Genomic DNA, 13,620 nt, shown 5'->3' with positions numbered 1-13,620 from the left:
AGCCACACAAATGTTTGCACTTCGCCTTAAAGAAAGAATAACCCCTAACAACTTTATGCCATATCCTAATGAAAATAATAAAAAGGTGGATATCCATGACTGAAATACAAATAGCTGCTGTGGGAGATCTAATGGTCAAACGTTATATTATTTCGGATGCTAAACAGCCTGACGGAACCTATTTGTTCAGCCCCCTGTTTGCAAAAGTAGCTCCTTATCTGAAACAGGCTGATTTGACGATTGGCAATCTCGAAACCACCTTTGCTGGAAGCGGCCCCGAATGCCGGAAAAGTCCCCGATCAGGCGGTCCGATATTCAAATGTCCAGACGAACTGGCCCCTGCACTTAAGAAAGCCGGATTCGACGTATTAATAACGGCCAACAATCATTGCATGGATTATGGTGCCCCGGGTCTGGTTCGGACGTTACGAGTTCTGGACCGTAATGGAATCGACCACACGGGAACAGCTAAATCATTAGAAGAATCCAAGAGAACGCTTATTAAAAACGTCAAAGGAATTACGATTGGCATCCTCTCCTACACAGCAGGAACCAACCGAATTCCTGTACCAGTGAGTAAGCCATGGCTGGTTAACCGGATATCTACGCCCAAGATTATTCGGGAGATTCGAGATTTAAAAAAGAAAGTCGATCTAGTCTTGCTTTATCTGCATTTCGGAAGCGAATATCGTTACACTCCAAACAAGAGGCAAAAAGAGCTGGTCAATCTCTTCTTTAAAAATGGCGCCGACATCATACTGGGGTCTCACCCACATGTTCTTCAACCGTTAGCGCTTCGTGGAAAAAAACAATTCGTTATTTACTCATTGGGGAATTTTGTTTCGACTAAACTAATGAATATTCCTTATACACAAAGCGGTATCATTCTTACGCTTAAAATAAAGAAGGATGAAAAAGGACACACGAGTATAACTAACGTAGGTTACATCCCGACTTGTGTAGATCGAAGAATAAAAAGCGGCAGGAAAATTACAGAGATCATCCCCATCCGCGACGCATTAAAGAGAAGCGACACCGACATAAAAACAGAGCGGCGAAATCTCATGAATCGAATGTTGAAACATACGACAACAATCTTAAAGAGGGAATAGAGTCGTTACAGAAAAATAACGTTCCGCGGAATTTACCGCGGAACGTTATAGATTTAGACCTCAAAACTGTGTTTGGGTTTAGCGTAAACGATCAGGCATCATTAATTTAAGGAATTCTAGAATACCATTCTCTACTACGAGTTCTTCTCTATCTTGATCAGCAAGTACTCTTCTGATGATATCTTCTTTACCCTCCAGCACTTTACTTGTCCAATGAGGATCAATGATAAGAGACCGTCCTACTGCTACTAATTCAGCATTTGTCAACGTGTCCTCTGCGTCCTGTTTGGTACGGATATCTCCTACCCCAATTAAAGGTACACGGCCATTGATTTTCTCATGTACATATTGCAGGATTGATTTTTCTTTAAAATCTTCTGATGCAGATACTTTCTTAAAATCCCCTAATGAAATATGCAGATAATCCAGCTTTTTATCAGCTAATTTATCAATAAGATAAAAGGTATCGGTGATTTTAATTCCAGGCTCTTCATATTCTTCTGGAGAAAAACGATACCCGACAATAAAATCCTTAACCTTTGAATTGTCAACGACAGTAATAACTGCATCCACTAATTGGTTAATGAAATTAAATCTTTTCTCTAAGCTTCCGCCCCATTGATCTTCACGACGGTTGGAGTGTGGAGAGAAGAATTGTTGGATTAAATATGTGTTTGCTCCATGAATTTCTACCCCGTCAAATCCAGCTTGAATAGCACGTTGAGTCGCTTTTTTAAAATCCTCAATTACACCGAAAATTTCATTTTCTGTTAATGCTCTTGGAATTTCTGCATTCGGACGTTCGGCAGCAATGGCGCTGGAGGAAACGGGTTGTACGCCACGCAATATTTTTGAATCTGTCATTCTTCCTGCATGGAATAGCTGTAAAATAGCTTTTGTTCCATTTCGTTTAATAGTAGATGCTAATCGGCTAAGGCTAGGAATAAATTCATCGGAGGAAACACTAAGTTCACCTTCCCATCCTTTTCCACCCTCTTGTACATTTGCTGCCGCAGTGATGACCGCACCTACTTCGCCCGTTCTTAGCGAATAGTATTTCAATTCATCTTGTGTTACTACACCGTCATAAAAGCTCATTCGTGTGGTCATTGGAGCCATAACCACTCGGTTTTTTAATGTCAGCCCTCTGCGAAAAGTTAATGCTGTGTCTAGTGCTATCATCTTTTTCCCAACTTTCATTAAATTATATTTAGATAAATTATTATATACATGCGCATACATATAAATTACAGCAATGATTTATTCTTGTCAACTAATAAAGAACTGCTGTTGGATACAACAAAAAGCGCTGTTCCGCTGAACAGCGCTTTTTGCTCGTTATGAATCGTCCTTATTATTCTAGTTCGGCCGGTTTTACAATGGCTGCACCTTTATTATTTTTGGAATATTTAGCTTCGATTTTCGTGGTGTATGTATCTTTGGCTCCATCACTTACCAGCACATAACTCAGATCGACTGTCAGCTTTTCCGTTTGCCAGGTCTTAGTATTGACGAATAATTTCCACGTTACGCTTTTGGGTTGAACTATCTCTCCATCCCAGAGGTTCTCCTGGTCATAGAGTTTGATTATCCCCTTAGCTGCTGTCGGATCGGTTACCGTGAATTGTAAGACTGTTTGTGCGCCAGCAGTGCTGACTTTCATGGATTTTTTATAACTTTTGACCGAATCAAGCATGGAAACAGGATCGTATTGGCCTTTAGAGTAAAAGGCATCCCATTCCGTTTTCTCCAGTCCAAGCCAATATTGTGCATCAGGATCGATTGGCTCCCCGTCATCGTCGTAACCTTCATCTTCAGATTCATCGATCAGTTCACTTCCGTCTACAAGATAGTAAAACTCCTTGTCATTGGCATATAGACTGTACGATGTTTCTAAAAGACTACTAGCGACAGTGCCTGCTGCGGCAAAATTCGGCAGACGGTTGATATCCAGCTTCAGAGTGTTGGTGTTGCTGATACGCACCCCGCCGCTTTGAATATCCTGTTTTTTGGTCACATCCAGATGGAAATTCTTTATTGCTTTGGAGGCTGCCGTTACTTTGCTGATCATCTGATCCGCGGTTACTACTGTTGAGGTAGCTGCTGACACTACTCCTGGATTAGACATCCATCCGATCGTTCCGGACAGCAATAAAGCACCTACTGCCAAACTAGTACCTATTGTTTTGAAAAAACTGTTCATGTACTTCCCCTTTCGGCCCCTTGCGATAATGTAACGCCGTATAGGTCGAAATAATAAAAGAGCTCAAAATAGACTACATATTCTTAGAGCTATCCTTTATGCTTCATAAGACATCCCTATGGCGGCCTGGCGATCATTTCCTTCTGTCGAAAGGCTTTAGACCCATGGCTTTGTGTCATCATCTTTCGATGATTTTACCTTTAACGCGGACATTCAATTAGTTTTAATAGATTACGGACGCATGTCCCACCGCTAATTTTATCATGGTTATAATTACCTGTAAACGACTTATCTTCTATTCGAATTCGCTATGATACTCAGAAGAAATACTACAATCAAAATGAAAAATGAACGATTACATACGCTTATAAGTCTTATTAATGAGAACAGCAAAGACAGGGGGTGCAGCAAAATGAGTGACCGGGAAATTTTCGAGCTCTATAAAGAACAAGTATATTATTTTTGTTACTACTTAATGAAAAATCAGGCAGATGCGGAGGATATTTCCCAAGAGGTATTTGTAAAAGTTATCTTAGCGGATAAGTCGAAGGTAAGAAACTTGAAAGCTTGGATTTTACGAATTGCTTCGAATGAGTGCAACAGTGTGATCAAAAGGCGTAAGACGGGGTGGATGAAAGAAGTACGTAATTATTTACTATCCAGGTCTGAGGAATCAAACCCTGTAGAAAAACGTTTGGATCGACAGGAAACTAAAAAAGAATTACAAGGGTTATACCGTCAGCTTCCTGACAAAATCAGAATGGTAGTAGTCCTTCGTTTTATAAACGAATTGACTGTACCCGAGATCTCTAAAGTTATGAGCATACCCGAAGGAACTGTAAAATCCAGACTGAACAAGGGACTTGAAATACTAAATAGAATGGGTGGAACCCAACTAAAGGAGCTGAATAGTAATGAGTCTGTATATTGAAAAAGATAAACATATTCCCCGACCGGATTATGATTTGATGTGGACTGCCATAGAACAAGAAGCTTATAAACGTCAAAGAAATCTGCATGCCTCCCAGAATACTCCTAGGTCTAATAAAAAGGTTATTCCTATCAGTATTGTCTTCTCTTGCCTCTTACTTGTAGCCATTCCTGTATTCGCTAGTATGACGATTAATTGGGATAAAATTGGTGGTCGAAGTGTGAGCAATGCATTAAATAACGGCATCGGTCAACAGTATAATCTTCAAACTTCCAGTTCAGGAGTAACAATGAATTTGAACGGTGTTGTAACTGATGGAGAAAAAATGAAAATGCTGTTATCACTTGATACTAAATCTGATCTATCCCAATATACTGGATTTGCTACAGAGGAAAACATCATGACTAATGAATCCGGTGCCAAGGCAAAGGTATACGGTTATTTAGAATACGATCCTGAAAGCCAGAAACTCATTGGAGTATATGAGACACCTGATACATTAAAGGATGATAAAAAGGACTACAGGTTTGAAGCACGGAATCTCATTTTTTACCGTGATCAGAATATTCCCTTACAATCTAATCATCAAGCAGGGGATACTATCGATACTGGAGTTAAGCAATATCCAAGCATTCAAATCGAATCCGTTCGACATGTTTCCAATCAAACCATTATCCGTTACAAAGTCGCTGCATCACCATCTGACTTAGGACGGGGTAATCCACATTTGGTAGTTAGTACTGGTGGTCAAAAGAATGAAGCAATTCCAACCATCATGCCTAACGAAGGATCGGATTTATTTATTGAACAGGTTTTCAATATAACTGAATCAGATTGGAAGGAAGCTAGTCTTCATTTTAGTTACATTGAAGAAGCGAAACGATTTTCAGGTACGTGGAAGTTCGATTTTAAAGCAGATGGACAAAAAGCAAGTGAGGCGATTTACACTAAGAAACTGTATAACAGTCCTGAATTTCAAGAAAAGACCGGCATAACCTTAGATCAGCTAGTGGTTACCCCTTTAGATATCCAAATTCTAATAGATGAAAATGATTCGCTTAAAAAAGGAATTGTCCACTATAATACCGCTCAGTTGGTTATAGGTGATCAAACAATCACTGGGGGTTGGAATTTGAAGGGAGATCATTCCGAAGGCTACCAGCATTTATTTCAATTCGAATCTCCGGAATGGTATAACGACTGGTCCGATGTTCCAATGAAACTTATATTAAAGGATGCTGTCATTGAGAAACGTGATACTACTAAGAATTGGATCACTATAAACAAACCTAAAGAAGAAAAGCAGTTCACTTCACTTGATGTCGATGGGTTAAAAATTGAATTCACTTACTATACTGAGGGCGAAAATTTGATTGTCGAATCAACATCCAAATCTTCTGGCTTCAAAAGCGTTAACCAAACTACGTTACGGATTAATGGCAAAGAAGTGGTGCCTGAAATTACACCTAAGGGCATGATATCTACAGGAACTAATATTGATAGCTACAAAGATATCCCTTTCGACGAAAAAATCGAACTGAACCCTGGTATCTATAAATATAGCGATCCTAGCCGGAACGAGGAAATTAAACTTTAATAAAGGAAGTTAATCTATGTCCCGCCCTTTCTAGTTAATCCTAAGGGCGGGTTATTTATGGATAAAATCATTTCTGTTTATGTATCTCTTTTATTTCCTTCACAACAAAAAAAGCATAGAACGGACTCAAGTCCGCTTTATGCTTTCCATTATTAAGATAAACAATATTTAACCAGCGCATCTCGCACACCATGCTCGTTGTTAGACCCCGTGACAGCATTCGCTGCCGCTTTGACCTCAACCGGAGAATTATCCATCGCAACGCCCATACCCGCGTATGTAAGCATAGAAATATCATTAAAATAATTACCGATCGAAAGAACTTCCTCTTGCGGAATTCCCAGCTTCACAGCCAGATTCTTTAAGGCGTTGCCCTTGGAGGCTTCCGGATGCATCAAATCAACGAAAAATTCACCACTGCGCAAAATATTGTACTCATGGGTCCAAGTACGCCATTCACGTTCAGCTTCGTCAAGGATTTCTGATTGTGTAAATACAGTAAACTTAACAACCGGTTCACGGAAATCTTCCCATGCTGGCAGTGTAGCCGGCACGATACGGAAGTGTTCATACATATAATTGGCTTCTTTGGTCAGGTTTTCTACATTATCTACATACATATCAAAAGCCGTATTCACATCATAATGAATATCATGCTTTCTACAATAATCAATATAAGGGTCAAGACCACGAGCATCCATACCGTATTGATGCAGCACTTCCCGATCTTTCACACGAACCGTAGCAGCTCCATTATGACCCAGCACATAACCAGACAGCCCCATTTCCTCCATAAAAGGAATCGAGTTCTGCGGACTGCGGCCGGTACATAACACGATCTGCCCGCCAAGACGCGTAACTTCAGCAATGGCTTCTTTATTCTCAGTGCTCAAGTGGTGATCATCATTCAACAGTGTACCATCTACATCTAGTGCAATCAGTTTGTATCTCATACTCCCACCATCCTTGTCTTTCTTTTTCTATATATATTGAACCTGGCTATTTGAGTTAAGTTTCAGTCGCAACTGCGGTTAATATTTGGACTTCCAGCCGCTGTTGTTTCCAGATTTCTTGATTTATACCGTTTACTAGTGGTTGAAATCCGGAAACAAAGGCGGTCGCTATCGCTTTTACAGTTCCAAATTTCCCCTCCGCCACTCCATTCCCTAATCCCAAGTTTCCAAATTCAATTTACATACCATTTTTTCTCTATATTATTGTTCTAATGCTTCTGTACTTAAGAGTGCCAGTTCCTCTAGCGTAAGTTCACGACTAGCTCCCAGTGGCAGGCTTTCGTCCAGCTTCAATTCTCCCATAGATACTCGTTTCAGAAAAGTGACTTTTTTGCCGACAGCTTGGAACATTCGCTTCACCTGGTGAAACTTTCCTTCTGTGATGATCAGCGAAATATGTGAGATTACTTTACTGCCGCGTTCTCTTCCCAATATAGTTAGCTGTGCAGGTAAAGTAACATATCCATCTTCCAGCTCGACACCTGCCGCAAAAGCCGCTACATCGTCTGCATCTACGTCTCCCTCAACTGTTGCTTCATACGTCTTAGGGACATGCTTGCGTGGCGATAGTAGCTCGTGAGCAAGCTTTCCATCATTGGTGAGCAGAAGCAGCCCTACTGTGTCCTTATCTAACCTTCCTACAGGAAAAGGTTCAAACTGTACATATTCCTGCTTTAAAAGATCCAGAACGGTCCGATCCCGCTTGTCCTCTGTTGCCGACAGAACTCCCGGTGGCTTATTCATCATAAGATAAATAAATTCACGATAGGTAACAAGCTCGCCGCCAACCACAATTTTATCGTGATAAGGGTCTACATGAAATCCACTATCCTTGACGACTGCACCATTCACGGTAATTAAACCTTGCTTGGCTTGTTTACGAATATCGCTGCGTGATCCTACCCCCATATGGGACAATACTTTATCTAAACGCTGCTTTTTTGCAGTTTTCCCTGATAGGCTCATTCTTACATCCACCTCCAGCCTGCGGGATATTCATTCTTGAGCACACCGTCCTGCCACTTCCCCCAGCCTGCACTATAACCATCTATGCAGACCAGTACGTATCCTTTTTGGGTAGTTCCTATTTTAATAGAGAGACGTTCTTGACTAATCAACAATGTCTCTCCTTTAAGATAGGAAATAGCTTCATTACTCGTACTGGAAAGTGAGACACTTCGGCAGCTCTCTTCAGAGTGTAACGCGGTAGCCATTGGATGTCCTGGGATAAATCTGCCGTTACGGACATGTCCTACATACCATCCTGGACGAATCGCCTTTAATCCATTTAATCTTTCCTTAGGTAGTGGGGAGATGTACAGATGATCACCGAAGAAAATCGGATACCCTTTTGGCTCCCAGCCAAGCTGGTCTTTTATAAAATCTCCATATGCAGCCAAGGCTTGCTCTTCTCCTGAACCTTGACGGCCACGTTCAGCGCCAGCAGCAGATTTATTAGAGAACTTACCTTCTTTCCCTCGTCTGGCTTCTGGTTTGTTTGCGGATTTAATATGAGCAGTGCCTTTTTTATTCGTATTCCGTGTAACTGCACTCAACTTAACTTCGGCTTGATCACGTTCCTCTGCAGATACCTTTGGCCCCACATGTTGCAGCACAGCCATGAAATGTCCTTCACCTTTTACTTTATGCGGCCATAGTCTTGCTGTCCCTGATAGTTCTCCAAAACCAGGAGCAAATGAGCCAGTGCCTCCAACTGTAATCACCGAAAACTGTGGATGTTCAGAAATAAACTCCGCTATAATTTCTTCATTTTCTTCTGTAGCAAATGTACAGGTGGAATAGACAAGTGTACCTCCCGGTGCCAACGCTGTTGCAGCAGAACGTAAAATATCCCGCTGCATGGCAGCATATTTGGCAGGTGTACCTGAATCCCACTGCTTCACCATGTCTTCATCTTTACGGAACATCCCTTCACCTGAGCAAGGAGCATCAATCAAGATTTTGTCAAAATAAAGCGGGAATGCCGCTGCAATATGATCTGGACTTTCGTTTAGTACGATACCGTTGCGCACCCCATATAGCTCTAGATTTTTGGCTAAGGCTTTCGTGCGTTCTGGATGAAGATCATTGGTAACCAACAAGCCTTCTCCTGAGAGCTTGGCAGAAATCTGTGTGGATTTGCCCCCAGGTGCAGCGCATAAATCAAGGACACGATCTCCTGGCTGTACATCAAGCAGTTCCACAGGTGCCATAGCGCTTGGCTCTTGAATGTAATACAATCCCGCGTGATAATGTGGATGTTTACCTGGTCTGGCCCCATCCTCTGTATAGAATCCGGTTGGACACCACGGAATGGGTTCCAGCTCTAAAATGGAAAGAGCTTGCAATTTCTCCACTGAAATTTTCAAGGTATTAACACGAACGCCTCCGTTAGGGGTCTCCTTGTACGAATCCGCAAATTGATTATAATCCGTTCCCAGCAAGTCCATCATACGCTCGCTGAAAGAACTGGGCAGTTGTGCCGCCATGATGCCGTCCTCCTGATAGTACTGCTAGAATTTAGGTGTTTAAAGATTCAAGGAACACCCTTACGGGTGTTCCTTTGGCAATACTCATTTATAGAGGATCATTATTTACGATGAGAAGAGGTCGGTCTTTGAGGACCTCGTCGTTGAGGATTATTCGGTGTGATCACCTCAGCCGCAGAGTTCACTTCATCCGCTAGACCTTGATCAATGATTTCTATAGTCAGATCATAATAAGAAAATGGCTGCTGCTCACACGACTCCATGCGGCGAACATAATCCTTCACTTCCACCACTAGCTTAGCCAAATTAATGCCGAGTGTCACTGCTGAATATTCTTCCAGCTTGGCAGCAGCCCCGCTTAGCATAATCGTTGCACCACGCATATTATTATTGCGGCAATGGTACAACCCAACAGCTACTTGGAGAAGTGCTTTGTACAATGGGTCGCGTTGCTTGGCAAGCCATAGCTCTTCGAGCACCTCGTGACATTCGAAATAATCCCGGTCACGATTAAAGTACACTAGATACGCCAAGTACAACGGATCATAAGCCATCCGGCAAACTATCCTTTTTAGCTGCGGAGAGAAGTCCCCGTACATGATCCAGAAGCTCCTTCATCGCTTCCATGTCCTGAGCCTGCCATATTTCGTTAAATCGAGCCTGAGTATCTATAGCCTCATTCACCAAATGATAGAAATACAATTGATGAATAGATTTGAGAATTTGAGTCGTCATATTCGAGTTTTCCTCGAAGGTCTTTTGCGCTTCCAGGATTTCATCACGAATACTGGACATTTCGCTGTCCAAGATGGAGGCTGCTTCAGCTGCGGTTTTCAGGCGCACTCGCATTTCATCCGGCAAGCTTTCCCGATATTTATAATTCAGAGAGTGCTCTATGGTTGCCCAGAAATTCATAGCTAGTGTACGAATTTGGATCTCTGCGAGCACTATTTTTTGTCCCAGAGCTGTCTGCACAGGATATTTAATAATCATATGAAAGCTGCGATACCCGCTCTCTTTATAATTGGTGATGTAATCCTTCTCATACAGGACTTCAAGATCCTTACGAGCCCGGATATATTCGGCCACTCTGCGGATATCCTCCACGAACTGGCACATAATCCGGATCCCGGCTATATCTTCAATGCCTGTCTCCAGATCCTCCATCTTCACATTCAGGCGCTTAGCCTTCTCCAAAATGCTTGACAGCCGCTTTACACGACCAGTTACGAATTCAATCGGCGTGTATTCCTCTCTTTTCTTCAACTCCGAACGCATTGTTTTGAATTTAACTTTCAATTCTTCCACAGTCTGTTCATATGGAAGCAAAAAAGTTCCCCAGTCCCTGCCGTCCATCGCCTTCGTCCTCCTGTCCTTTCGACTCCTTCAATCAGTGATGATCAGCACCCACTGCTTCAGAGATATGACTGAATCCGTCCCGCCGTAAGAGCTGCCGTAATCCGGCATGCAGCCTGCGGTTAACCTCCGGTCCTTCGTAGATGAGTGCTGTATAAATTTCGACCAGACTTGCGCCTGCTCTTATCTTGTCATACGCATCCTGACTGGTGAATATGCCCCCTGAACCTATGATCGGCATCTTCCCTTCAGTCTGGCGATAAATCCTACGAATGATTTCCGTTGACCGGTCACGAAGTGGCTTACCGCTTAATCCACCTGTCTCATTAGCCTTTTCATGACTAAGTCCATCCCGGTTCAATGTAGTATTCGTAGCAATAATACCATCCATACCAGCTTCTGTCAGTGATTGAACCATATACTCCAACTCAGAGTCACTTACATCTGGAGCAATCTTAACCAACAAGCTCTTATTCAGGCCTGTGGCTTTACGCTGAATCTCCATTTCTTCCTTTACTTGAGCCAGCAGGAACGCTAATTCACTGCCATGCTGGAGACTGCGCAGCCCCGGTGTATTTGGTGAGCTGATATTGACCACAAAAAAATCACCGTACGGATAAAGCGTACGGATACACTGACGATAATCTTCATGAGCCGCTTCATTACTAGTTATTTTATTCCGTCCAATATTTACTGCTATTGGAACTCTGCGATTTTTTATTTTTTTTAGACGCTCTGCCATAGCGTCAGCCCCTTCGTTATTGAAGCCCATACGATTGATCAGAGCTTCATCAGAGGGAAGACGGAACAAACGCGGGCTATCATTTCCCGGTTGACCCTTAGGGGTAACCGTCCCCACTTCCATAAATCCGAATCCGATCGAAGAGAATCCAGAAACGGCCTCGGCATTCTTATCCAAGCCTGCTGCCAGTCCAACTGGAGTCGGAAAATGTATGCCAAACAGATCAACTGCTAAATCTGCCGTTTCAGGAACGCCATACATTAAACGCAATGCCGCGCTTCCCCCTGGAACTGATGATGATTTATCCAATCCACCTATGACGAGATGGTGAGCCTTCTCAGGGTCCAGCTTAAAGAAAATTGGTTTACCAAAATTACGATACAACACCGTTCTCGCTCCTTAAGGGGTACTTCACTAATCCACGTGTCTACCCGATTCTGTAGGTTTCTTCTTAATTTTAGCCTTTTCTTGAACAAAAGAAAAGCATTTTACCCTGTAAGTGTGCAGAGAGCTTAACCCAAAGTATAGTAATTTTCTTGTAAACGCATTACAATATAGGGGTAATCAGCGATTAAGAGAGAAAGAAGGTATGCTGGATGTCAACTAAACGTAAACCACCAACTTTGCAGCAAAAGAAAGAAGAAGTTAATCGTAAAGCGCTAATGTGGATCGGCGTAAGTTTAACTTTACTAATTCTTCTCATCATCGTTCTGTTTATAGTTGCCGGGAACTAATTCAGCCAGTGGTATACTTTGTGGGGGTTGGTCTGATCATACGGAGCAGCAGGGTTGAAGCGTTTCGCCGGCAGCAGCTGCTTGTCAGGCAGAACCCCTTTACTAATCACCACTTTTGTTCCTTTTGGAATCATAGCGAATAGTTCTTCCACATCTTCTCGACTCATCCGAATACAGCCAAGGGATTCATCCTTGCCGACACTTTCTGGCTCATTGGTGCCATGAATAGCATAATTACTATCTGAAAGTTGTAGTCCGCGGCTTCCGAACTCCCCATTATCATGACCGTTTGGATTGACCACTTTATCTGTAATGATGAAGTTGCCTTCCGGAGTCTTGTCTCCCCCAAGCCCTACCTCATAATTTCGTAGAATAACAGAGCCGCTGACTACTGCCAGGCGGTGTTTTTGTTTATCCACAATCACTCTAAGCGGCTGGTCAAAAAAAGGAACGCCCTTTCCACTACTTCCACTCTCGCTTAACGCCGTCGGTATGCCCATTCCCGCCTCAGCAATTGAGCTTGAAGGTTCACTCGCAACTTCTGGTGTACCCAGTGCCTTAGCAGTTGCTATTTCCTTAAGAGATTTGAACTCACGCTTCATAACTGGTGTCATCCCGCCAATCCAATTTTCCGGAAAAGATCTGGTCAATTCCGCCAAAGAAGCCGGAAGCTTGCCTTTATGATTCTGATAAGACCTCATTGCACTCCATAATGTAGCTAGCTCCTCTTGAGCCCCCTGCCACTTAGCTGCATCCACCGTAAGTTCCCCTTGCTCTGGCGGTTCGCATGCACATGCCGCTGGATCATAGGATTGGTATACCAACCGTCCGTTCCCATTCTTCTGCAGTGTGGAATTAAGCGGAAGCTTCTCTTTCCACAGCAGCCACTTCCCTTCCCGCTCCATGCCCAAAATAGCAGCTTGAAACGGTTCCTCGCGCATTAGCATAGTTGCCATCAGTTTCCCTGACGAAGCCGAAGCTCCACTCTCTTGCGCTGTATACATCATTTTTTGTGCCTCTAGAACGGGTGCCTTCTCAACATCTTCTTGATCAAGCGGATCTTTAACTTCAGAAGCAACCGTGTCTTGGACCATTTCCTGATCTTCCGCAATATCTAGACCCGGAGCCACAGCCGATGGCACCATAACCAGTAATAGAAGCATCAGCCCAAGCATAATGTAGCGGAATCTTTGCTGCCTTCGGTCCCGCTGGCGGCTTGCCTGAAGCAGCCCTTCCTCATATTCCCGTAGCGTTTCCGCAGGCACCTTACTATGCTCGAAAGCTTCATATACTTCTCCAGCCTGATTGAAGCAATAGTTAGCTTTCCCCTGTTGACCGTTCTTATAGTATTCCTTACCCAGCAAGTACCATGCCATCTTATTGTCTGGATGCATCTGTACATATGCTTTGAGGTGCTGAGAATTTTTCATCGGAACCTCCGAA

Annotated in this window: 14 protein-coding genes and 1 riboswitch; of the genes, 4 read left to right on the top strand and 10 right to left on the bottom strand. The window is 43.0% G+C overall.

All coding sequences use genetic code 11. The annotated features are described in order from the left end of the window. The first annotated feature begins 95 nt into the window (after nucleotides 1–95). A complete protein-coding gene (locus NYE58_RS12665; RefSeq protein WP_341001997.1) occupies nucleotides 96–1,112 on the top strand; it encodes a CapA family protein in 1,017 nt (338 codons plus the stop codon). Between the two features lie 78 nt (nucleotides 1,113–1,190). On the opposite strand, the gene NYE58_RS12660 is transcribed toward NYE58_RS12665, so the two are convergent. Together NYE58_RS12660 and NYE58_RS12655 are read right to left on the bottom strand one after the other, a co-directional pair. Continuing rightward, complete coding sequence (locus NYE58_RS12660) at nucleotides 1,191–2,354, bottom strand: NADH-dependent flavin oxidoreductase (RefSeq protein WP_341001996.1); 1,164 nt, start codon at nucleotides 2,352–2,354, stop codon at nucleotides 1,191–1,193. Between the two features lie 112 nt (nucleotides 2,355–2,466). Beyond that, nucleotides 2,467–3,315: a DUF6612 family protein gene (locus NYE58_RS12655; RefSeq protein ID WP_341001994.1), complete on the bottom strand. Its 849-nt coding sequence runs from the start codon at nucleotides 3,313–3,315 to the stop codon at nucleotides 2,467–2,469. Between the two features lie 117 nt (nucleotides 3,316–3,432). Beyond that, a riboswitch (cyclic di-GMP riboswitch) is annotated at nucleotides 3,433–3,524 on the bottom strand. A gap of 203 nt (nucleotides 3,525–3,727) precedes the next feature. On the opposite strand from NYE58_RS12655, the gene NYE58_RS12650 reads away from it, so the two are divergent. Next, a complete protein-coding gene (locus tag NYE58_RS12650) occupies nucleotides 3,728–4,246 on the top strand; it encodes an RNA polymerase sigma factor (RefSeq protein WP_076218070.1) in 519 nt (172 codons plus the stop codon). Further along, a complete protein-coding gene (locus NYE58_RS12645) occupies nucleotides 4,230–5,843 on the top strand; it encodes a DUF4179 domain-containing protein (protein ID WP_076218069.1) in 1,614 nt (537 codons plus the stop codon). Before NYE58_RS12650 ends, NYE58_RS12645 begins: the two co-directional genes overlap by 17 nt. A gap of 152 nt (nucleotides 5,844–5,995) precedes the next feature. Here the strand turns inward: NYE58_RS12645 and NYE58_RS12640 are convergent, their stop codons facing one another. The 7 genes from NYE58_RS12640 to NYE58_RS12610 all read right to left on the bottom strand — a co-directional run bounded on the left by NYE58_RS12640 (nucleotide 5,996) and on the right by NYE58_RS12610 (nucleotide 11,830). Next, nucleotides 5,996–6,796, bottom strand: coding sequence for a Cof-type HAD-IIB family hydrolase (locus tag NYE58_RS12640; protein WP_076186697.1), 801 nt, complete (start codon nucleotides 6,794–6,796; stop codon nucleotides 5,996–5,998). Between the two features lie 55 nt (nucleotides 6,797–6,851). Then, complete coding sequence (locus NYE58_RS12635) at nucleotides 6,852–7,019, bottom strand: hypothetical protein (protein ID WP_341001993.1); 168 nt, start codon at nucleotides 7,017–7,019, stop codon at nucleotides 6,852–6,854. A 38-nt stretch (nucleotides 7,020–7,057) separates the two neighbouring features. Then, a complete protein-coding gene (locus tag NYE58_RS12630; RefSeq protein ID WP_076186699.1) occupies nucleotides 7,058–7,822 on the bottom strand; it encodes a pseudouridine synthase in 765 nt (254 codons plus the stop codon). Between the two features lie 2 nt (nucleotides 7,823–7,824). Beyond that, nucleotides 7,825–9,345, bottom strand: coding sequence for an RsmB/NOP family class I SAM-dependent RNA methyltransferase (locus NYE58_RS12625; protein ID WP_076277948.1), 1,521 nt, complete (start codon nucleotides 9,343–9,345; stop codon nucleotides 7,825–7,827). Nucleotides 9,346–9,446: 101 nt separating this feature from the next. Next, the gene (locus NYE58_RS12620; RefSeq protein ID WP_076130116.1) at nucleotides 9,447–9,899 is read right to left on the bottom strand and encodes a DUF309 domain-containing protein; all 453 of its coding nucleotides are present in this window, start codon (nucleotides 9,897–9,899) and stop codon (nucleotides 9,447–9,449) included. Beyond that, nucleotides 9,889–10,701: a GTP pyrophosphokinase gene (locus NYE58_RS12615; RefSeq protein WP_036689325.1), complete on the bottom strand. Its 813-nt coding sequence runs from the start codon at nucleotides 10,699–10,701 to the stop codon at nucleotides 9,889–9,891. Before NYE58_RS12615 ends, NYE58_RS12620 begins: the two co-directional genes overlap by 11 nt. Nucleotides 10,702–10,735: 34 nt before the next feature. After that, nucleotides 10,736–11,830, bottom strand: a complete 1,095-nt coding sequence (locus tag NYE58_RS12610) for a quinone-dependent dihydroorotate dehydrogenase (protein ID WP_076218067.1) — start codon at nucleotides 11,828–11,830, stop codon at nucleotides 10,736–10,738. Between the two features lie 209 nt (nucleotides 11,831–12,039). Between NYE58_RS12610 and NYE58_RS12605 the strand changes: the two genes are divergently transcribed. Continuing rightward, nucleotides 12,040–12,177, top strand: a complete 138-nt coding sequence (locus NYE58_RS12605) for a hypothetical protein (protein ID WP_167348489.1) — start codon at nucleotides 12,040–12,042, stop codon at nucleotides 12,175–12,177. Here NYE58_RS12605 and NYE58_RS12600 read toward each other — a convergent pair. After that, nucleotides 12,174–13,607 carry a L,D-transpeptidase gene (locus NYE58_RS12600; RefSeq protein ID WP_341001991.1) on the bottom strand — a complete coding sequence of 478 codons (1,434 nt, stop codon included), beginning with the start codon at nucleotides 13,605–13,607 and terminating at the stop codon, nucleotides 12,174–12,176. The genes NYE58_RS12605 and NYE58_RS12600 overlap by 4 nt on opposite strands. Nucleotides 13,608–13,620 lie beyond the last annotated feature (13 nt).

Origin of the sequence: Paenibacillus sp. FSL L8-0708, assembly GCF_038009325.1 — a bacterium.
In the GTDB taxonomy this organism is placed as follows: Bacteria; Bacillota; Bacilli; order Paenibacillales; family Paenibacillaceae; genus Paenibacillus_AQ; species Paenibacillus_AQ odorifer.
Note: the sequence above shows the minus strand (reverse complement) of the source record. Positions and strands in the feature narration are given on the sequence as shown.